The organism is Flavobacterium bomense (assembly GCF_003970355.1).
This window is the reverse complement of record NZ_RYDJ01000001.1, coordinates 105,613-125,385: the sequence shown is the minus strand read 5'-3', so window position 1 is coordinate 125,385 and position 19,773 is coordinate 105,613. Positions and strand designations below refer to the sequence as shown.

Here is a 19,773-nt window from a genome sequence, read left to right as displayed (position 1 = left end):
AAGTTCAATGCTTTTTTAATGTATTATAGACTTTAATTTATTTTTTAATAAACGGAATAGTAGTCGTTTCAGATTGATTTTTCGATAATTTTAAAAAATAAATACCTTGCGATAAATGGGAGACGTTTATCTGAAGATCCTCCGCTGATTCTATTTTTTTTGATTTTAGGATCTGACCTAAAGTATTGATAATAGTGTAAACCTCCGGAGTATTGAGTTTGTTCTCACTAACTACGTTCAGTATGTTAGAGGTGGGATTTGGGTAGAGGTAAACCGAATTTAATTTTTCTATATCGACGGTAGATAATGATCCAATTCTAAAACTTTTAGATTGGGTTCCCCCAAAGGCTCCTCCGGTAGCAATAATTTCATTCGTAGGGGTTGATACAGTGTAAGAGCCATTTCCGAAATCACAACAGATACCATCATCTTGAGTATCAAATATAGTAAAAGTGTAACAATCATTGCCTGCGAGATCGAAGGTTGCCTTGATTGGATCAGGAAGCGGCCCGGTTTCTGGAAGATCTGTATAAGGGCCTCCTTTGTATAACACGGTTCCGGCTGAATTTGTAAGATTCCAGGTGGTTTCTGAACCATAATAGTCTTGTTGTAAGGAGAAAACTACTGTATTGCTGGCGTAATTTTTTGTAATGTCAAAATTTATAGTATCGCTGTTGTTGGCGCTGTTTTGATCCGTTTTCCTATTGGTACTAGTTATTGTACTGCTGAAATCATGATTGCCTCCAGTAGTAGTCAAACTATTTAAAGTAATATTTTGGGATTCGTTATTTGCCAGGCTTCCAGTCCAATTATAGGTTTGCAGGTTGTTATTATCAATTCCATAACTGATTGAGGCTTGAGTCAATGTTGCGCTGCCTTTATTCACGATTCTAATAACAGGAATAAAGCTAGTGCCGCAAGGAGGAATGTTTAAGTTTATAACCATTGTTGAAGCATCATTGGCAAAGATGACACCCGGGGTAAGTGCATCCGAAGTTTTCAAAGAAGCCCGTCTTACGGAATTATTCATTACAGTAATCATTCGTGCTTTTTGATCTGCTGTAAAGATGTTCATACAAGTGTCATCCGTATAGTCCATATAATTTTCAACCATATCTAAGCCTGGGGATGCGGGACAGGAATCAATATTTGATGGGCAGCCCGTGTTTTCTTGTCCTGCATTAGGCGTATCTTGACAAAAATCGTCTACATCACAGCCTCCGTCTCCCCAAATGTGGCGCAGCCCAAGCCAGTGTCCTACCTCATGGGAGGTTGTTCTCCCTTTGTCATAAGGAGTAGTGTAGTTTCCTCCGGTAAAATAACTGGATGAACCAAAAAAAGTATAACCAATCACGACACCGTCAGTGTTAGCGAAGCCTTCATCTTGATTTATTCCCGGCAGTCCGGAAGCACTAGGAAATTGTGCGTATCCCAAAAGATCGGTTTTGGTAAATTTGACTACCCAAATATTAAGGTATTTTTCAGGATTCCATTGTGTTTGGGGTTTTAGAGAGCCATCAATATCGACAGTAGACCAGCTTTCTCGCCCTAAGTTTACATGGTTTATCCCGTTTGATGAAATGCCCGATGGATCTCGTTTAGCCAGTGCGAATTCTATTTCTACATCAGCTCCTACAGAATTGGTGTTGAATCCTGGAGTGTTAGCTTTTTTTCTGAAATCTTCGTTGAGTACTTGAATTTGAGAAATTACTTGTTCATCAAAAATATTTTCATCACTGCCTAAAAGGTCGCCATTATGAATTACATGAACGACAACCGGTATGGTGATGACTGCATTTGTTTTGAATCCTTGTGCAGCATTCTTTTTTTTATTTTTTTCGAGTTCAATCTTTGGTGCTATCCATTGTTCAAATTCAGCAGTAGATATTCTGTTTGGATTTTTGGATTTTAGGTATTCTTCATATTCTGTCGTGGCACATCGAATTACAGAACCTTCCGGAATGATTTTATTTTTGCCAAAAAGAAGCGCTTTTGAAGGGGTGTTATTTACTTGTGCAAACGTAGGATTGATTGAAAAAAAAAAGCACAGTGTAATAAAAAAAATAATTTTTTTCATATTATGGATGTGTTTAGAAAAGGGTAATTCAATGTGTTGATTTTTAGTGTGTATTAAAAACATGCATTAAAATTAATTATTATTTTTATCTAATACAAATTAAAAAAAACAGAGGCGTACAAAGGAAGCATATTCCTTTTTTTATTTCCCGTTAAATGTGGTCATGGTAATTTCCAGTCCGGAAGTTCCAAAGGATTTTATGATTTCGGAGGCTAATTCCAGTCGTTCCGTAAGCGCTGTTTTTTCAGTATCATCCCAGTCGCCAAGGACATAGTCAACTTGTTTTCCTTTTTTGAATTCGTCACTGATCCCAAAACGGAATCGGGCGTAATTTTGCGTATTCAATACCAGATTGATGTTTTTGAGTCCGTTGTGTCCGCCATCGCTTCCTTTTTGTCGGATGCGAATGGCTCCAAAAGATAGATTCAAATCATCGGTGATCACCAGAATATTTTCAAGTGGAATATTCTCTTTTCCCATCCAGTATTGCACGGCTTTTCCGCTCAAATTCATATATGTGTTGGGTTTGAGTAGCAAAAAAGTTCTTCCTTTGAATTTGTATTGGGCCAGTGTACCCAGTTTTACGGTTTCGAAAGTAACGCTTTCTTTCCGGGCGAGGAAATCCACGATTTTAAAACCAATGTTGTGGCGAGTGTTTACATACTCGGCGCCAATGTTGCCGAGTCCTATTATTAAAAATTTATTACTCACGTTTTCTATATTATTTTTTTGGTGTTCGAGAGCCTCTGATTTCCTACAATCTGTATTATTCTCAGTTTTTGTATGCGAGAATAAATTTGAAATCCATTTTATCATACTGCAAAAATAGACTTAATTAGAATAGTGTACTATTAGATTTTTAGAAAATCGGTATTGGGAACAAAATAGTTCTGGATAGCCCTGATGGGAGTGGCATCCCGCGCTTTTTGGCGTGGATACAACGGACAGCAGGAGGAGCGTTATTGTGAAAATGGGTAGTGGTGCTCCTCATAATTTAAAATAGGATAATGAGGTTTCTCGTTGCTCTAAATGAAAAAATAAAAAGCAAAAAAAAGCACCAGTTGTAGAACTGATGCTTTCTTGAATGATTGAAAAAATATTATTTTTTCTTTCCTTTTACGGGAGCTTTTGCTGCTTTTGCTGCCTCTTGAGCTGCTTTCATAGCGGCACGAGAGATTTTCACTTGACAAATTACAGTGTTGTCCGGGTGCATGATTTTGTAGTCCGGAGAAGCTACTTTAGTAACGTACAATTTGTTACCCATGTCTAAGGCAGTAATGTCAGCTTCAATAAAATCAGGAAGATTTTTTGGTAAAGCTTTTACTTTTAGTTTACGAGTGTTCAAACGTAAATCTCCACCGGCCATAACTCCTTTAGAGTTACCAATGATTTTTACAGGAACTTCCATAGTGATTTCTTTGTCATCAAATAATTGAAAGAAGTCAATGTGTAAGATCTTGTCAGACACCGGGTGAACCTGAATGTCTTGTAAAATAGCGTTAAATGATTTTCCTTCACCTAGATTGATCTCAACTGTGTGAGCGTTTGGGGTGTAAACCAAGTTTTTGAAAGCCATAACTTCTGCTGAGAAATGAACTGCCTGATTTCCTCCGTATAATACGCAAGGAACCAATCCAGCATTACGTAGGGCTTTAGTCGCAACTTTACCCACGCTTTCTCTTTCTGATCCTTTAATTGTAATCGATTTCATTGTAAAAAAATATAGTTATTAAATAATATTACTTGTTTGGCTTTTAGCTTTTGGCTATCAGCAAGACTTTATAACTTTAAGACATTGGACTTTACGACTAATGTATTACATTATAAATTTTCCACTTATGGAATTGTTGTGGTGCACCATGTGCATAACTTCAGCAAAAAGAGGCGCACAACTCAACACTCTTATTTTTTTTGATTCTTTCTTTAACGGAATAGAATCGGTGACGATTAATTCTAATAATTTAGAATTCTCTATTTTTTCGTAAGCATCCCCGGACAAAATCGCGTGTGTACAAATTGCTCGTACGCTCAGTGCTCCTTTTTCGATCATTAAATCTGCGGCTTTCGCCAAAGTGCCTCCGGTATCAATCATGTCATCTACTAAGATTACATTTTTACCTTTAACTTCACCAATCAATTCCATGGTGTCAATAATATTGGCTTCTTTTCTTTGTTTGTAACAAATCACCACATCCGATTCTAAGAATTTAGAATACGCATAGGCTCTTTTTGAACCTCCCATGTCTGGAGAAGCGATAGTCAGATTGTCTAAACCTAAACTTTTTACGTACGGCAAGAATATTGTCGATGCAAAAAGGTGATCTACCGGTTTTTCAAAGAATCCTTGAATTTGATCTGCGTGCAAATCCATGGTCATTACTCTTGTTGCGCCTGCAGCATCAAGTAAATTAGCCACTAATTTAGCTCCTATCGGAACTCTTGGCTTATCTTTTCTATCTTGTCTTGCCCAACCAAAGTAAGGAATTACTGCTGTTATGTGTCGTGCCGAAGCCCGTTTTGCAGCATCAATCATCAGTAACATTTCCATCAAATTATCTGCCGTTGGAAAAGTAGAACAAACGATAAAAACCCGTAATCCTCTGATAGACTCTTCATAAGAAGGCTGAAATTCACCGTCGCTGTATTTTGACATGGTGATTTTCCCTAAAGGGATTCCGTATTGCTCTGCTATTTTTTCAGCCAGATAGACACTTTGTGAACACGCAAAAATTTTAGCTTCTGGTTCTAGGTGTGACATTTAATTTGTTGTTTTTATTCCGCTGCGCTCCATACTGTTGGCTTTGTCATTTGTATAAAGCCGTATGTTTGTATTTGCCTCGGGTGTAGTTAGTTGTGTGTTGTGTTTTTAACGAGGTGCAAATTTATAAAATTTATTCAACTCTGAAAGGAAAAAATTAAGTATTTTTAGTTGAACATTTAATATTATTTTTTACATTTGCATCGTGTTAAAGGAATTGATGGTTGATTTAAACACAACCACCTCTTTTATTGCGTTGAAATAACTGTTGTTATTTCATGTCTAGCTAAGCCCGGATGGCGGAATTGGTAGACGCGCTGGTCTCAAACACCTGTGGGAAACCGTGCCGGTTCGACTCCGGCTCCGGGTACATTAAAAGTCCGTAATAGCGTTGTAAATCAACACTTTACGGACTTTTTTTATTGTAGTTGCCCGACCATTGCTACTTCTAGTCAAAACGTTGATTACTTCATTCACATTAGTGGTTCGACAACCATCATTTCTGAAAAGTAGTTTTCCAGTAAATATTGAACCAGCTAATATTATTTTCTAATCATAATTAGATACATAAATTCTTTTTCCGTGGGATACAGCATGATATTTAATTCATTGAGAACTTATGTAAATGCTATAGAATGCTTCTCAAATACGAGAATTACCTGTTATTCCTAGTGTGTTATTTATTGTTGTTTTATCTCAAACTTTATATATTCAGATGGGGTCATATTAAATTGTCTTTGAAAACTTCTACCGAAACTTACCTGTGAATTAAAACCAACCATTTCGGCTATTTGATAGATTTTATAACTACCTGTTTTCAATAATTCGGCAGCTTTTTTAAGTCGGGTAATATTTATTAAATCAAGAGGAGTCAAATTAGTGACACTATTAATTTTTCTGTACAATGTGGATCGACTCATATTCATATTCAATGCCAAGGTGTCAACACTTAAATTAGAATCTGAAATATTGCTAATGATAATTCCATCGAGTCTTTTTATGAAATTTTCGTCTACACTGGTATGAGCCATCGTTCTGATATGAGCCAGAGGAGAACTTGAATAATGGTCTATTATATTTCTTCGATTATCCAATAAATTAGACACTTGTACTTTGAGATATCCCATAGAAAAAGGCTTGTCAATGTATGCGTCTGCACCAGATTCTAACCCCTCTATCCTAGCCCCAAGGGATATTTTTGCAGTTAATAAAATAATGGGAATATGGCTTGTACTTATATTAGTTTTCATTTTTTCACAAAATGTAAAACCGTCCATTTCTGGCATCATGACATCGCTGATTATTAGTTGGATGCTCTCGTTATCAACAATATCTAATGCTTGGATGGCATTTGTTGATTTTATTATTGTGTAAGTATCCATTAAATCTTTAGCAACAAAATCTAGTAAATCCTCATTGTCTTCTATCAAAAGGATAGTCGGTTTATTGTTTTCGATTTTTAATTTATGAGTAGAGAAGTCGTCTTCTACTTTAATATCAGATTTTTTTACATTGTCAAAATCGAACTCTTTATCCTGATGTATAGGAAGTTTGAGTACAAAACTATTCATTGCAGCATCATTAGTGTCTAATTTTAATTTGCCTTTGTGTAGCTTCACAAGGGAATAAGCCAAGGCTAGACCTATTCCAGTTCCGGATTGATTTTCGGTTCCTGGCGCTCTAAAAAAAGGTTCAAATATCTTGTTTCTAAGATGGGATGGAATTAATTTACCATCATTTTTTATCGTTAATTTGAAATAGCCTTCCTTTTTTGATAAGGAAAGAATAATGTTAGATTTTGAATATTTTATCGCATTATTAAACAGATTACTCAATATTTTAGTCAATACTTCAGCATCGACAAAAGCAATCAAATCATCTGTTTCTAATTTAAGTTCAAAATAAATGTTCTTGCTTTTTATTATTTGACTAAACTGCGTGTAAGTTTCTCGTACTAAATCTGAAATATTTGTTTTGACAAATGTAAGGCTAACGTTTTCTAATTCAGTTTTTCTAAAATCTAATAATTGACTAACTAAATTGAGCAAACGACTTACATTTTTATCCATAATAGACAAATTCTCCTTTATTTCAGTACCCGGATCCACTTTATCAAGCAACTTTTCTAAAGGACCTTTTATCAAGCTTAGTGGTGTACGAATCTCGTGAGAAATATTGGTGAAAAACTCAATCTTGGCATTGTATAATTCTTTTTCCTTTTTGTTATTTAGTTCTGTTAATAAATACGAATTTCTTAACTTTATTCTGTTGTGATAAAATCTAAAGCCTTGAAAACACAAAACAATTAGAATACAAATGTAAAAGACGTACGCCAAATTACTTTTCCATAGAGGTGGTAAAATAGTAATTTGTACTGGTGATGACTTACTCCAAATACCGTTAACGTTAAGTGCTTTCACTTTAAAAACATAGTTCCCAGAAGATAAACCAGAAAAATAAACCTTATGCCTTTTTCCTAACGAAATCCAATCACTTGTAGAGCCTTCAAGCTTATACCAATACTTCACCATTTCAGGTGCAGTATAACTTAATGACGTAAAATCAAGATTAAAAGAATTCTCATCTGGATATAAAGTAATCTCTTCGTTGTTGGTGATAGAATTATTATAAGTGGAAATACTAGTTTTTCCCGACGATTCTTTTCCTAATATTTCTATTCCTGTCAAAAAAATAGAGGGACGAAAAGTGTTTTTTAAAAACCTTTTTGGATTAAAAGCGACCATGCCGCTCGTGCTGCCAAAATAAATCATACCGTTTTTGTCTTTGTAAGCTGAATTATAATTGAATTGATTATTTAAAAGGCCGTTGTCTTCCGTGTACACCTTAATTTTTTTTGATTCTTGATCGAATTCAACCAAACCTTTTGAAGTACTTATCCAAAGAATATTTTTTTCACCACTAATAATAGAGTAAAATACATTGCTGGGAAATCCATCTTTAGTAGTGTAATTTTTAAATTCATTGCTCTTATAATTATATAGATTAAGCCCATTTTCAGTTGCGATCCATAAATCATTTTTATAGTCTTGGAAGATGCCATTTATTGCATTATTACTGATGCTTTTTGAATTGTCTTTATTTTGTTTAAAAACAATGCGCTTATTAGTCCTTGGATTATAACTAATTAAACCATCCCAATAAGTACCAGCCCAAAGAATGCCTTTTTTATCTTCCATAAACGAAGTATAAAAAACCCGTTCTGCAAATCCTTTAATGTTGATGAATTTATCTTTTCCTGCATCGTAAGTTTGTATACCCGTTGAAGTAATAACAAAAATTTGTTTTGAAATATTTTGATAAAGTGTGTAAACAAAATTACTGGAGAGACCATGACCATCTCCTACACTGTAATGTTTGATAACTTTTCCAGTGTCGGTATCCATGATGTCAATTCCACGATCAAACGTGCCGATCCACAGTTTATTTTCTTTGATTAATAGCCCATGAATGTTGTTATGGGTCAATAAGTTGCTGTTTTTGGAAAGATCGTAATTAGTAAAAAGTCCCGTCTTGGGATTAAACTTATTAAGTCCAGCATCCTCAGTACCAATCCATAAATTCCCATTTGGGTCCGAACGAATTTCACGAACTGCATTACCGCTAATTGAATTTTCACCAAGTTTTGGATAATATTTTTTGAATTGTATGTACTGTTTTGGATAATAATTAATGCCCCCAAAATAAGTACCTATCCAAACGCCTCCTTCAGAATCTGCTGTCAAGGAATAAACTGCATTATCGGAAATAGAGTAGGGATTATTATAGCTTTTAGTTAAATTTTTATACCTAGAACTCTTCAAATTATAGATAATTAAGCCAGATTCTGTTGCAATCCACAACTCGTTTGGATTAATTTTTAAAAAATCTCTTATGTATAAAGGTTCACCATTATGCAGACGCAATCGTTTGATACTATTGTTACGAATATGATAAACTAGCACACCACTATTTTGTGTTCCGATAAAAATATTATTTTCACCTTCACATATTATTTTGCTAATATTTATGGGAAGTTTGTTTTTTGTGGAGATGTTAATACTAATTTTTTTAAACGAATTTGTTTCTTTATTGTAACCATATAGATTATTATTAAATGCCACCCAAATTCTTCCATCAGGTGCTCTGGTTATTTCTTCTACATTAAACAATAATTTATTTTTATAACTAACCGTCTTTTTAGTTGCTATTGTGTACTTGAATAATGTTAAGTCTGCAATGTACCATAGGTTTCCATCATTATCATTCTCAATGTCAACAATGGGTTTGTTTAAAGACTTTCTTAAAAGGCTGAAATCTTCTGCTTTTTCATTGTATTTGAATAATCCATTATTAGTTCCCACCCACAATTGACCATTGTATTCGTGGAGACATTCAATAAAATTACTCCCTATGCTATTAGGACTATTAGTGTCATTTCGAAAAGTTTTAAAAGTGTAGCCATCAAATCTGTTTAACCCATCTTTGGTGCCAAACCACATAAACCCTTTTTTATCTTGAAGAGAGCTAAGCACAGTATTATGTGATAAACCATTTTCGCTTTTATACTTTTTAAAATAAAACTCTTGCCCAAATGAAGAATTGGTCAAGAAATAAATTATGAAGAGGTGAACGATGTATTTTTTCATTTTTTAATCTTAATACTAATTTTGTGAATAAAAGTAAATAAATAGAATGCCAATTTTCAATTCATATTATCCTATAATTATACAATTCATTCCATAAATAATAATATTACTGATAAAATAAATATTATAATTGATTTGTATAAAAAATGACACGTTAAATATAGATTTATTTTTTTTTTTGACCGTGTTTTGTTTAGAAATAACCAAATAAACTATTACAAAATGAAAAAAAATGTACCAAAATTAATTAAATTAGTCATTACCTTAACATTTTGCTTATTTGCGTTCCTAAACAACGCTTATTCTCAAGGCCAAATTAATATTAGCGGTGAAATTAAAGGTAGTGATGGAACTCCATTACCGGGTGCCAATGTCTTAATTTCAGGAACTCAGCTTGGATCTACTGCCGATTTTGATGGGAAATTCACATTGAAAAATGTTTCTTCTAATGCTGTGTTAGACTTTAGCTATATTGGTTATCAGAGCCAATCAATTAAAGTCAATGGACGTACTACAATTAATGTTGTTTTAATTTCAGACAGCGGTAATTTAGACGAGGTGGTCATAATTGGATACCAATCGATACGAAAAAGTGATTTAACAGGTGCTATTGCTGTTATTGATCCAACTAAAACAAATAAAAACATCTCAAACTCCCTTGCTGAATCTCTGCAAGGATTAGCCGCAGGTGTAACTGTTAGAAACGGTGGACAACCGGGACAAAATTCTCAAATAGAGATAAGAGGATCAGCTAGCTTTGTTAATTCTAATCCATTATACATTATTGATGGAATGATTACTGACGCAAATCAAACCATAAATAATAATGATATTGAGTCTATCCAAATTTTAAAAGATGCATCTGCAGCAGCGATTTACGGTTCAAGAGCTGCCAATGGAGTTATTATTATTAAAACTAAATCAGGCAAAGAAGGACCACTTAAAATTTCCGTTACGCTTAACACTGGGATACAACAAATTCCTAAAACTTGGGATGTAATGAACAATGCCCAATATGCCGAATTACAAAAAACAAGTTATACAAATTCTGGATTAATGCCTCCTTTATCAATTGGAGCAAATTTTAATCCCAATATCAATACAAATTGGCAGGATGAAGTGACGAGAACCGGAAATACTGTAGACTTAAACATTGGCGCCTCTGGGGGTACTAAAACTTCTTCCTATTTTCTTTCTGCAAGCCAGTTTGAAAACAAAGGAGTGCTAATTGGAAGGTCTTTTCAAAGAACATCTTTTAGAGTGAATACCCAGATGAAAAAAGGTATCGTAACTATCGGAGAAAATTTATTAATATCTAATTCAACCACAAAACAACCTTTAGGATCTTTTGATACGGGTAATCCTTTTTTCGATATGGTGACTATGTTGCCTGTTATTCCTGTAAAAGGTGACGGGTACATAAATGCTAATAATCCTGGAGGTTGGGGAATAGGAACTGTAGATGCCGTTTCATTTTCAAAGAATCAAGTTGCCGTTACTGATGTTTTACGTGAAAACATAAATTTTGCGAAATTAGTTGGTAATGCTTTTGTAAATGTGGAGATAATAGAGGGTTTAAGCTATAAATTTAATGTTGGTGTTGATGCAAGTTTTGACTTTTCTAAAGGAATAAGACGAAATGGAGTTACCCAATTTAATGCTGCAGTTCGCCCTAGTTTTATCGCTGACAATAGATCAAGATTTATCAGTGTTTTGATGGAACATACCCTTAATTTTAACAAAAAAGTAGGGAAACATAATTTAAATGGTGTAGTAGGTATTTCTGACCAACAAACAAAAAGAGATTTCTCTTTAGCTATGAGAAGTAACATTACGGAATTGGGAGATCAAATATTTACCCAAATAAATTCAACAACAGGAACATCAACTAGCGAAGGTGCAATCACAGATGATTATAGAACTTTTGGTTATCTAGGGCGAATAAATTATGATTATGCCAGTAAATATTATGTAACCCTTACAGGAAGAATTGACAAAGACAGTCGTTTTAGTAAAGACAATAGAACAGGTAATTTTCCATCAATAGCGGGTGCTTGGAGAATTAGTAAAGAAGATTTTTTTAATGTTCCTTGGATTGATGATTTGAAAATAAATGCTTCGTATGGTGAGTTGGGAATCGTAACCTTGGGTTCTTTTGATTGGCAAGGAACAATAAATAACAATACAAGAGCGATTCTTGGCGGTATGCCTCAAGTGGGTTCCTATCAAGCTACATTGGTGAACCCGGATTTACGTTGGGAAAATAGAAAAACACAAAATTATGGTCTAGAAACATCATTATTTAAAAATACAGTAAAACTGTCTGCGGCATATTATAATTCATTGTCTGAAGATGCCCTAGTTACTAATTTGCCTATTGCCGTTTATTTAGGTAATTTAGGGGGTACTCCTCCAGTAAATGCAGGCTCAATTAGAAATACTGGATTTGAACTTGAAGCTTCATACGCGAACAATGTCAATGAATTTAAATGGAATGTTGGTTTAAATTTTACAACCATAAAAAACCGTGTTGAAAAAGTTGGAAACCGTGGAGAAGGCATAGATTACATACAAACTGGATTGACAAGGTCCAAGGTGGGACAACCTTTAGGCCAATGGTATTTGTTAAAAACAGATGGTATTTTTCAAAACCAATCTGAAATAGATGCTCACTCGTTAAATGGCAATTTGATTCAGCCTTTTGCAAAACCTGGAGATGTCAAATTTGTAGACAGCAATGCGGATGGAAGAATATCTGATACGGACAGAGACTTTAGTGGATCTTCATCATGGCCAACTTTACAAACAGGATTACAACTTGGAGCTAATTATACGAATTTTGATTTAAGTGCGCAGTTTGTGGGGATCTTTGGAAATGAAATATTTAATAGTGTGAGACAACAGTTAGATTCCTATCAAAATACAAACTTTAGAAGTGATGTAAATCCCTGGACCCCAACAAATACAAATACAAGTGACCCGAGAATTGGTGTAGCAACAAATGATCAAGGTTTGGTTGACAACGCTAGATTTAGTTCAGATAGATGGTTGGAAGATGGCTCATACCTTAGATTGCGAAATATTCAACTAGGATATTCATTTGAAGACAGTATTCTAAAAAAATTAAAAATGACTGGATTGCGTGTTTATGCAACAGGACAAAATTTATTTACAATTACCAAATATTCTGGACTTGATCCCGATGTGCAAGGTAATGGTATTCTCGAAAGAGGTGTGGACAACGGAAACTGGCCTTCAAATCGAATTCTTGCATTTGGTGTAAATCTAGAATTTTAAAAACAAAAAACTAAAGTAAAAAATCATGAAAAATATATTAATATTATTTGTACTGTTAACAATTTTTTCTTCTTGTAGTGACGAGTTAGATAAAGTTAACCCAAACGAAGTAACTAACCAAAGTTTTTGGCAGAATGAAAGAGATGCTGTAAAAGGTGTTAATGCCTGTTATAGTACCTTGCACAGAGGAGGATTTTCAAGATGGCAACCCATGCTTTATGATTTGCGATCCGATGTGGGTGTAAGTTATAGCCCCTGGAGTGATTTGGCCAATGCGATGAATAATTTCATACAACCAGACTCTAATTTTGGACCAATGGTTGATGTTTATTTTGATAATTATGTTGGAATCAATAGAGCAAATGCTGTCCTTGCAAATGTGCCGGCTATAACTATGGATTCAAACTTGAAAGCAAGAGTATTGGGCGAAGCCTATTTTTTCAGAGGAATGCATTATTATCATTTAGCCAGTTTGTGGGGCAATGTTGTTTTGCAATTAAAACCATCTGCACCAACAGATTTACCAACAACTTCGACTGAGGCTAAAGTTTGGGCTCAAGTAGTTAAGGATTTAACGGAAGCCGTTGCCCGTTTACCAAAGAGCTATGCGGATCCAAAAGATCAAGGAAGAATTACTAAAGGCGGTGCCAATGCTTTATTAGCAAAAGCCTACATGCAATTAGGCGATTACGAAGCTGCTAAAAAAGCGCTTGATTATTTAGTTGTTGGCGATGGAGCTAGTGCCTATAATTTAGTGTCGAATTATTCCGAAAATTTCAAAATCACTTCAGAATTTAATACAGAATCCGTAATTGAATGGAGCTATATTGAAAATCCTACAGAAGGAACAGATAATGACGTACAAACCGCTAACCATAATTATGGAACATCTATTGGTCAATTCTATGCACCACCTGGAGTAGGGTTTTCAGATGCTGAAGCATTAAGATGGGTAGTTGATGAATTTGAAATTGAAAAAACGGTTTCAAACGAAAGAGATCCCAGACTGCCGGCAACATTTTTATACAACTTTACTAACGAAGCCGGTCCTGCTGCCACAATGGTTTATGGTCAAACATTTTTACAAAGATATGGCAACAATAAAAGGGTATCTTTTAGAAAGTTCCTTCACGATCACGCTAGAAATTATGAAGGCTTCAGAGGAATTAACAACTACAGATTTATTCGGTATGCCGATGTTCTTTTAATGTATGCCGAATGTTTGAATGCAACTGGAAAAACTAACGATGCCTACCAATATGTTAATCGAGTACGGTCAAGAGCAGGCTTAGCGCCCTTAGCAACCGGGAAGTCACAGCAAGCATTTTTAACTCAAATCAAGCATGAACGCCTCTTAGAATTATCAGGTGAAGGTCATAGATTTAACGATTTAAAAAGATGGGGTGATTTAGTACCAACATTAAGTAGCAAGGATCCTGGATTTAATAATTTTGTAAAAGGGAAACACGAATTACTGCCTATACCACAAAGAGACTTGGATATTAATCCAAATATGACACAGAATCCTAATTGGTAAAATACAGATTAAAAACCCGTTGGTGCTGTTTTTTTTAATCATTTGCACCTAACGGGTTTTATCCTAAATATTTAATTTAAGAACTACAAGTATGGAATCACTAAAAATAAAATTGAGAAAATGTGGAGCCATTTCTATTGTCTGTCTTACGGTAAGTTTATTTATTTCTTGCAACAGTAGCCAAATTAGCAGTGAAAGTCCAAAAATTGACGCAATGTCTACTGCTACTACGTTTAAAAATCCAATTCTGAGCTCTGGTGCTGATCCTTGGGTGTATAAAAATGGCAATGAATATATTGTGACATTTACTACCGGAAATAATATCACATTGATGCGAACAGAGAAAATGTCTGAACTTAAAAATGGTACAAAAAAAATAATTTGGACCCCACCCTCGTCTGGTTTTAATTCGAAAGAAATATGGGCACCCGAATTACATAAAATTAATGGAAAATGGTATGTCTATTATGCTGCAAGTGATGGCGATAATAAAAATCACAAAATGTGGGTTCTTGAAAATTCGTCACAAGATCCATTTCTGGGAACATGGGTAGATAAGGGGGAATTAAAACTGCCCGATGATAAATGGGCAATCGATGGAACCCATATCGAGATTAACAACGAGTATTACTTTGCCTGGTCTGGATGGTCTGGTGATACTAATGTCAGTCAAAATTTATACATAGCCAAATTAGAAACCCCCTTTAAAGTTTCAACAGAAAGAGTATGTTTATTGAAACCAACCGCAACTTGGGAAACTAATAATACCAATCCTTTGGTAGCAGAAGCACCCCAATTTTTAATTAGAGACAATAAGGTATTCTTGTTCTATTCGGCAGGAGGATGTTGGACAGATGGATATAGCATTGGAATGATATCGATGGAAGTATCAAAAAATCCTTTAGATGTAAACTCATGGACAAGAAGCGAAAACAATCCTCTTTTTAAATCTAATACAACTGGAAACACCTTTGGGCCCGGTCACAATTCTTTCTTTAAATCTTTAAACGGCAAAGAGGATTGGATTCTATATCATGCCAACCCGCAACCTGGACAAGGATGTGGAGAAAATAGATCAATGAGAATGCAGCAATTTACGTGGGATAACAATGGTTTTCCAGTTTTTGGAATTTCGGAACCACTTAATAAAGAATTAATTATCCCTGCAGGGGAATAATTTAAAAATATTTAATCCTTAATGTATTAATATTCATAGGATTAATGGTTTGAGTTAGTTAATTAAACTACCGTTTTTTTATTAAAACGGTAGTTTTTCAAAGAAGAAAAAAATAAATAATTAAATTTCAATAATGCTAAAATGAAAAAACACATCTTAAACCTGTTTTTAATTCTTACTATAACAGTAGGATCGGCTCAAGAAAACAATCAGCACAAATGGTCTATTAAAAAAGCAGAAAATTGGTATGCTAAAAATAATTGGATGGTAGGAGCTAATTTTATCCCAAGCAATGCCATCAATCAACTGGAGATGTGGCAAGCAGATACATTTGATCCAGGGACAATCGATAAAGAATTGGGGTATGCTCAAAGTATTGGCATGAACACGATGCGTGTATACCTACATAGTTTAGTCTACAAGGATAATCCAGAAGGGTTTAAAAATCGGATGAAAGCCTATTTAAAAATAGCAGATAAACACAGCATAAAAACTATTTTTGTGATATTTGATGACGTATGGGATAAAAATCCCAAAATTGGTTTACAGCCAAGTCCTAAACCAGGAATACATAATTCTGGTTGGGTACAAGATCCAGGAGATCCTGCCTCTAAAGAAGATAAAAACTTTCCGGAACTAAAAATTTATGTTCAAGATATCATCAAAACATTTTCCAAAGATGACCGTATCGTGATGTGGGATTTATATAATGAACCCGGTAATAGTGAAAAATTGAATACTTCAATGAATCTTCTTTCTAAAGTTTTTGAATGGGCTAGAGAAATTAACCCAAGTCAACCTTTAACGGCTGGATTGTGGACTTGGAGTTTTCAAGAACTCAATGCTTTCCAAGCTTTAAATTCTGATATTATTACATACCACCATTATGGGGACGCTGCAGAGCATCAACAAGTAATTCACTTATTAAAATCACATGGTAGACCCATGATTTGTACAGAATATATGGCTCGAACTAGAAATAGCAGGTTTTCAAATATTCTGCCATTATTAAAAAAAGAAAACATTGGAGCAATTAATTGGGGCTTAGTAGCAGGAAAGTCAAATACTATTTATCAATGGGACACTCCTATGGTAAATGGGGAAGAGCCTATTGAATGGTTTCACGATGTGTTTACAAAGGATGGTGCGCCATATCGTCAAGATGAGGTAAATTTGATAAAAAAATTGACTGCAAAAAAATAATGACATTCAACCTGCTTGATTAAAACAACGGAAGTTTGTAAAAATATCAAAAAACGAGAAGGGCTAATTTACAGTCCGATTAAATTGAACAATAAAAAATAATATTCATGAAATTAAACAAAGTGCTTTTAGCTTTTTTTATTTGTTGTTTTCAAGCAGGAATTTCTCAGACATTTACGCAACCTATTGCAGATTTAGCAGATCCTCATATTACTTATGTAAACGGATACTATTACTACACTGGAACTACTGGTGGAGACATTTCTATTAAAAAAGCAACAACTCTTGAAGGCTTAAAACAAGTACGGCTCACAAGATTATTTGGGCCAGGAAATGTGGGTGCTCAAACAGGAGACTATTGGGCTCCCGAATTACATCAACTGGATGGGAAGTGGTATATCTATTACACTGCTAAAGAAACAGGGTCAAATGTTCAAAAATCATTTGTGATCGAAAATAGTACCAGCGACCCAATGTCAAATAATTGGAATTTCAGGGGAAAGCTTTCTTCTACGGGTGCGGATTATTATGCTATAGATGGAACAGTTCTGGAACTTTTAGGTAATCGCTATTTTTTCTGGTCAGGAATAGATGCAACAACAAATGCACTTGGAAGAGATAAACCGCAAAGAATTTATGTGTCTTTAATGAGTAATCCTTGGACTCTGACTGGCTCGAGGTCATTGTTATCAAGCCCAGGGGAATTGTCTGGAGGAAATTTTGGGGATGTGAATGAAGGACCTGAAATTCTTTTAAAAAACGGAAAGATATTTATGGCCTATTCTGCCAATGGTTGTTGGACACCAGACTACAAAATGGGGATGATGTATATGAATGATTCGGCTAATCCTTTACTTCTGTCTTCTTGGACAAAGATGCCAGACCCTGTTTTTGCAACAAATGCGGCAACCCGTAGCTATGGTCCGGGACACAATTGTTTCTTTAAATCTCCAGACGGTACAGAAGATTGGTTTGCCTATCATGCAACGCCAAATTCTGGAGGTGATTGTGGAAATACTAGAACTACAAGAGCTCAAAAAATCACTTTTGATGGAAGCGGAATTCCACAATTTGGACAGCCTTCCGTTATAGGTGAGCCAATAAAAGCACCTAGTGGAGAACCTACATTGCCTTTTCAAGGGGTGGCAAATGGGCTGTATAAGATTAAACAAAAGAACACTACAAAATTAGTTGAAATTGCAGGAGCTGTTTATGGCAATCCTGCAAACATTATACAATGGGAGGACAACGGTGGACTAGGGCAACAATGGTGGATTCAAGCTACTGGGGATGGTTACTATACTTTTATATCTGCATTGAGTGGTTTAGCAATGGAGATTGGAGGCTGTAGCGTTTCTAATCTAGCTAGTGCCACAATTTGGACGCCTAATGGAGCTCCTTGTCAATTATGGTCTATAACGGATATCGGTTCAGGGAATTATAGTATTACTAATAAGAATAGTGGTAAAACACTCGAGATAGATGCTGCTGATATCAATGTTAACGGGGGAAATGTTCAGCAAAACACTTCGACTGGAACAGATAATCAACAGTTTAAACTTGAATTTGTAAGAGCAACGTTAAACACATTAAATATGGATAGGTCCAGCACGGTGAAAATTTATCCAAATCCAGCAAAAGAAAAATTTATAATTACCGGACTAAATAACCATGGTAGCATTGCAAAAATCAAAATTATTGATATCACAGGGAAAACTATAAAGAAAATTAACACGACTACGACTGATGCGGAATGTAAGGTTGATGTTTCGGCTTTAAAATCTGGATTATATTTTCTTCATATTACCATTGAAGGAAATACAATTAACGAAAAAATAATTATTGATTAAAGCCTTACTTAAATAGTATATTAAACCTCTAAAATTGAGTCAAAAAACATCAAAAAAACAACAATGAAAAAAGCGATTTTAATTATCTCATTTTTATTTACATTCTCTATAACAGTGGGACAAAACCCAAAAAAGATGTCCATTACATTACTTAAAAAAAGTGATTTTGAAAGAGAGATTGATGGCAAACAAGTACGATTATACACCTTAAAGAATCATTCAGGAATGATTTCAGAAATTACCAATTACGGAGGGAAAGTAGTTTCGTTATGGACGCCAGATAGAAAAGGTCATTATGAGGATATAGTTTTAGGATATTCTAACCTTACTGATTATTTAAATTCTAAAGAAAAATATTTTGGGGCTTTAATCGGAAGATATGGAAATCGTATTGCTAACGGAAAATTCACACTAAATGGTAAAGAATATGATTTGGCCCAAAACAATGGTCGTAACCATCTTCATGGAGGAAATAAAGGCTTAGAATCTGTTATTTGGGATGCTGTACAGGTGGATCATCAAACTTTAGAACTACGATATGAATCAAAAAACATGGAAGAAGGTTATCCTGGAAATCTTGTTGTAAAGGTTGTTTACAAACTTACAAACAATAACGAATTGAAAATTGAGTATTGGGCATCCACTGATGCTCCAACGGTAGTAAACTTAACTCATCATTCATTTTTTAATTTAAAAGGAGCTGGAAACGGGACGATCAACAACCATCTTTTACAGATCAATGCGGCCTATTACACACCAGTTGACGATGGGTTAATTCCTACTGGAGAAATAGCCAGTTTAGAGAATACAGCTTTTGACTTCCAAAAAATAACTGCAATTGGGCAAAGAGTCAATGCCGAAAATCAGCAACTCAAATATGGTCTTGGTTACGACCACAACTTTGTCCTTAATCAAAAATTGGAAGGTTTAAACTATGCCGCAAAGGTTATAGAACCTGTGTCCGGGAGAACTATGGAAGTTTACACAAATGAACCTGGATTGCAGTTTTACGGAGGGAACTTTTTAAATGGTACTGAAATCGGAAAAAAAAGTAAAGCTTATGAGTATAGAACAGCTTTTTGTTTGGAGACCCAACATTTCCCGGATAGCCCTAATAAAAATCATTTCCCTACAACTACAGTAAATCCCGGGGAAAAATACTATTCTATTTGTATTTATAAGTTTTTTATTTCAAAATAAGGCAAAATTTTAAATTATATAAGATGAC

General features: G+C 34.7%; 11 protein-coding genes and 1 tRNA gene. 7 read left to right on the top strand and 5 right to left on the bottom strand.

What is annotated here, in order from left to right:
* Nucleotides 1-37: 37 nt before the first annotated feature.
* The 4 genes from EKL98_RS00540 to EKL98_RS00525 all read right to left on the bottom strand — a co-directional run bounded on the left by EKL98_RS00540 (nucleotide 38) and on the right by EKL98_RS00525 (nucleotide 4,835).
* On the bottom strand, nucleotides 38-2,077 hold the full coding sequence (locus EKL98_RS00540) for a M43 family zinc metalloprotease (protein WP_158616370.1): 2,040 nt from the start codon (nucleotides 2,075-2,077) through the stop codon (nucleotides 38-40).
* 141 nt (nucleotides 2,078-2,218) lie between these two features.
* Nucleotides 2,219-2,893, bottom strand: a complete 675-nt coding sequence (pth, locus tag EKL98_RS00535) for an aminoacyl-tRNA hydrolase (RefSeq protein WP_126553053.1) — start codon at nucleotides 2,891-2,893, stop codon at nucleotides 2,219-2,221.
* A gap of 283 nt (nucleotides 2,894-3,176) precedes the next feature.
* On the bottom strand, nucleotides 3,177-3,788 hold the full coding sequence (locus EKL98_RS00530) for a 50S ribosomal protein L25/general stress protein Ctc (RefSeq protein WP_126452005.1): 612 nt from the start codon (nucleotides 3,786-3,788) through the stop codon (nucleotides 3,177-3,179).
* A gap of 105 nt (nucleotides 3,789-3,893) precedes the next feature.
* Nucleotides 3,894-4,835: a ribose-phosphate pyrophosphokinase gene (locus tag EKL98_RS00525; protein WP_126458151.1), complete on the bottom strand. Its 942-nt coding sequence runs from the start codon at nucleotides 4,833-4,835 to the stop codon at nucleotides 3,894-3,896.
* A gap of 290 nt (nucleotides 4,836-5,125) precedes the next feature.
* Here EKL98_RS00525 and EKL98_RS00520 point away from each other — a divergent pair.
* Nucleotides 5,126-5,205, top strand: a tRNA-Leu gene (locus tag EKL98_RS00520).
* Nucleotides 5,206-5,515: 310 nt separating this feature from the next.
* Here the strand turns inward: EKL98_RS00520 and EKL98_RS00515 are convergent.
* Nucleotides 5,516-9,481 (bottom strand): hybrid sensor histidine kinase/response regulator transcription factor, encoded by a 3,966-nt coding sequence (locus EKL98_RS00515; RefSeq protein WP_126561275.1) that lies wholly within the window; start codon nucleotides 9,479-9,481, stop codon nucleotides 5,516-5,518.
* A gap of 222 nt (nucleotides 9,482-9,703) precedes the next feature.
* On the opposite strand from EKL98_RS00515, the gene EKL98_RS00510 reads away from it, so the two are divergent.
* From EKL98_RS00510 to EKL98_RS00485, 6 genes are all read left to right on the top strand, one after another.
* Nucleotides 9,704-12,778: a SusC/RagA family TonB-linked outer membrane protein gene (locus tag EKL98_RS00510; protein ID WP_126561274.1), complete on the top strand. Its 3,075-nt coding sequence runs from the start codon at nucleotides 9,704-9,706 to the stop codon at nucleotides 12,776-12,778.
* 25 nt (nucleotides 12,779-12,803) lie between these two features.
* A complete protein-coding gene (locus tag EKL98_RS00505) occupies nucleotides 12,804-14,315 on the top strand; it encodes a RagB/SusD family nutrient uptake outer membrane protein (RefSeq protein WP_126561273.1) in 1,512 nt (503 codons plus the stop codon).
* A 91-nt stretch (nucleotides 14,316-14,406) separates the two neighbouring features.
* The gene (locus EKL98_RS00500) at nucleotides 14,407-15,492 is read left to right on the top strand and encodes a glycoside hydrolase family 43 protein (RefSeq protein WP_231507428.1); all 1,086 of its coding nucleotides are present in this window, start codon (nucleotides 14,407-14,409) and stop codon (nucleotides 15,490-15,492) included.
* 141 nt (nucleotides 15,493-15,633) lie between these two features.
* Entirely contained in the window at nucleotides 15,634-16,695 is a 1,062-nt protein-coding gene (locus EKL98_RS00495; RefSeq protein ID WP_126561272.1) for a glycoside hydrolase family 2 TIM barrel-domain containing protein, read from the top strand.
* Between the two features lie 107 nt (nucleotides 16,696-16,802).
* On the top strand, nucleotides 16,803-18,545 hold the full coding sequence (locus EKL98_RS00490) for a family 43 glycosylhydrolase (RefSeq protein WP_126561271.1): 1,743 nt from the start codon (nucleotides 16,803-16,805) through the stop codon (nucleotides 18,543-18,545).
* Nucleotides 18,546-18,608: 63 nt separating this feature from the next.
* A complete protein-coding gene (locus tag EKL98_RS00485) occupies nucleotides 18,609-19,745 on the top strand; it encodes an aldose epimerase family protein (protein ID WP_233589338.1) in 1,137 nt (378 codons plus the stop codon).
* The last annotated feature ends 28 nt before the right edge of the window (nucleotides 19,746-19,773 follow it).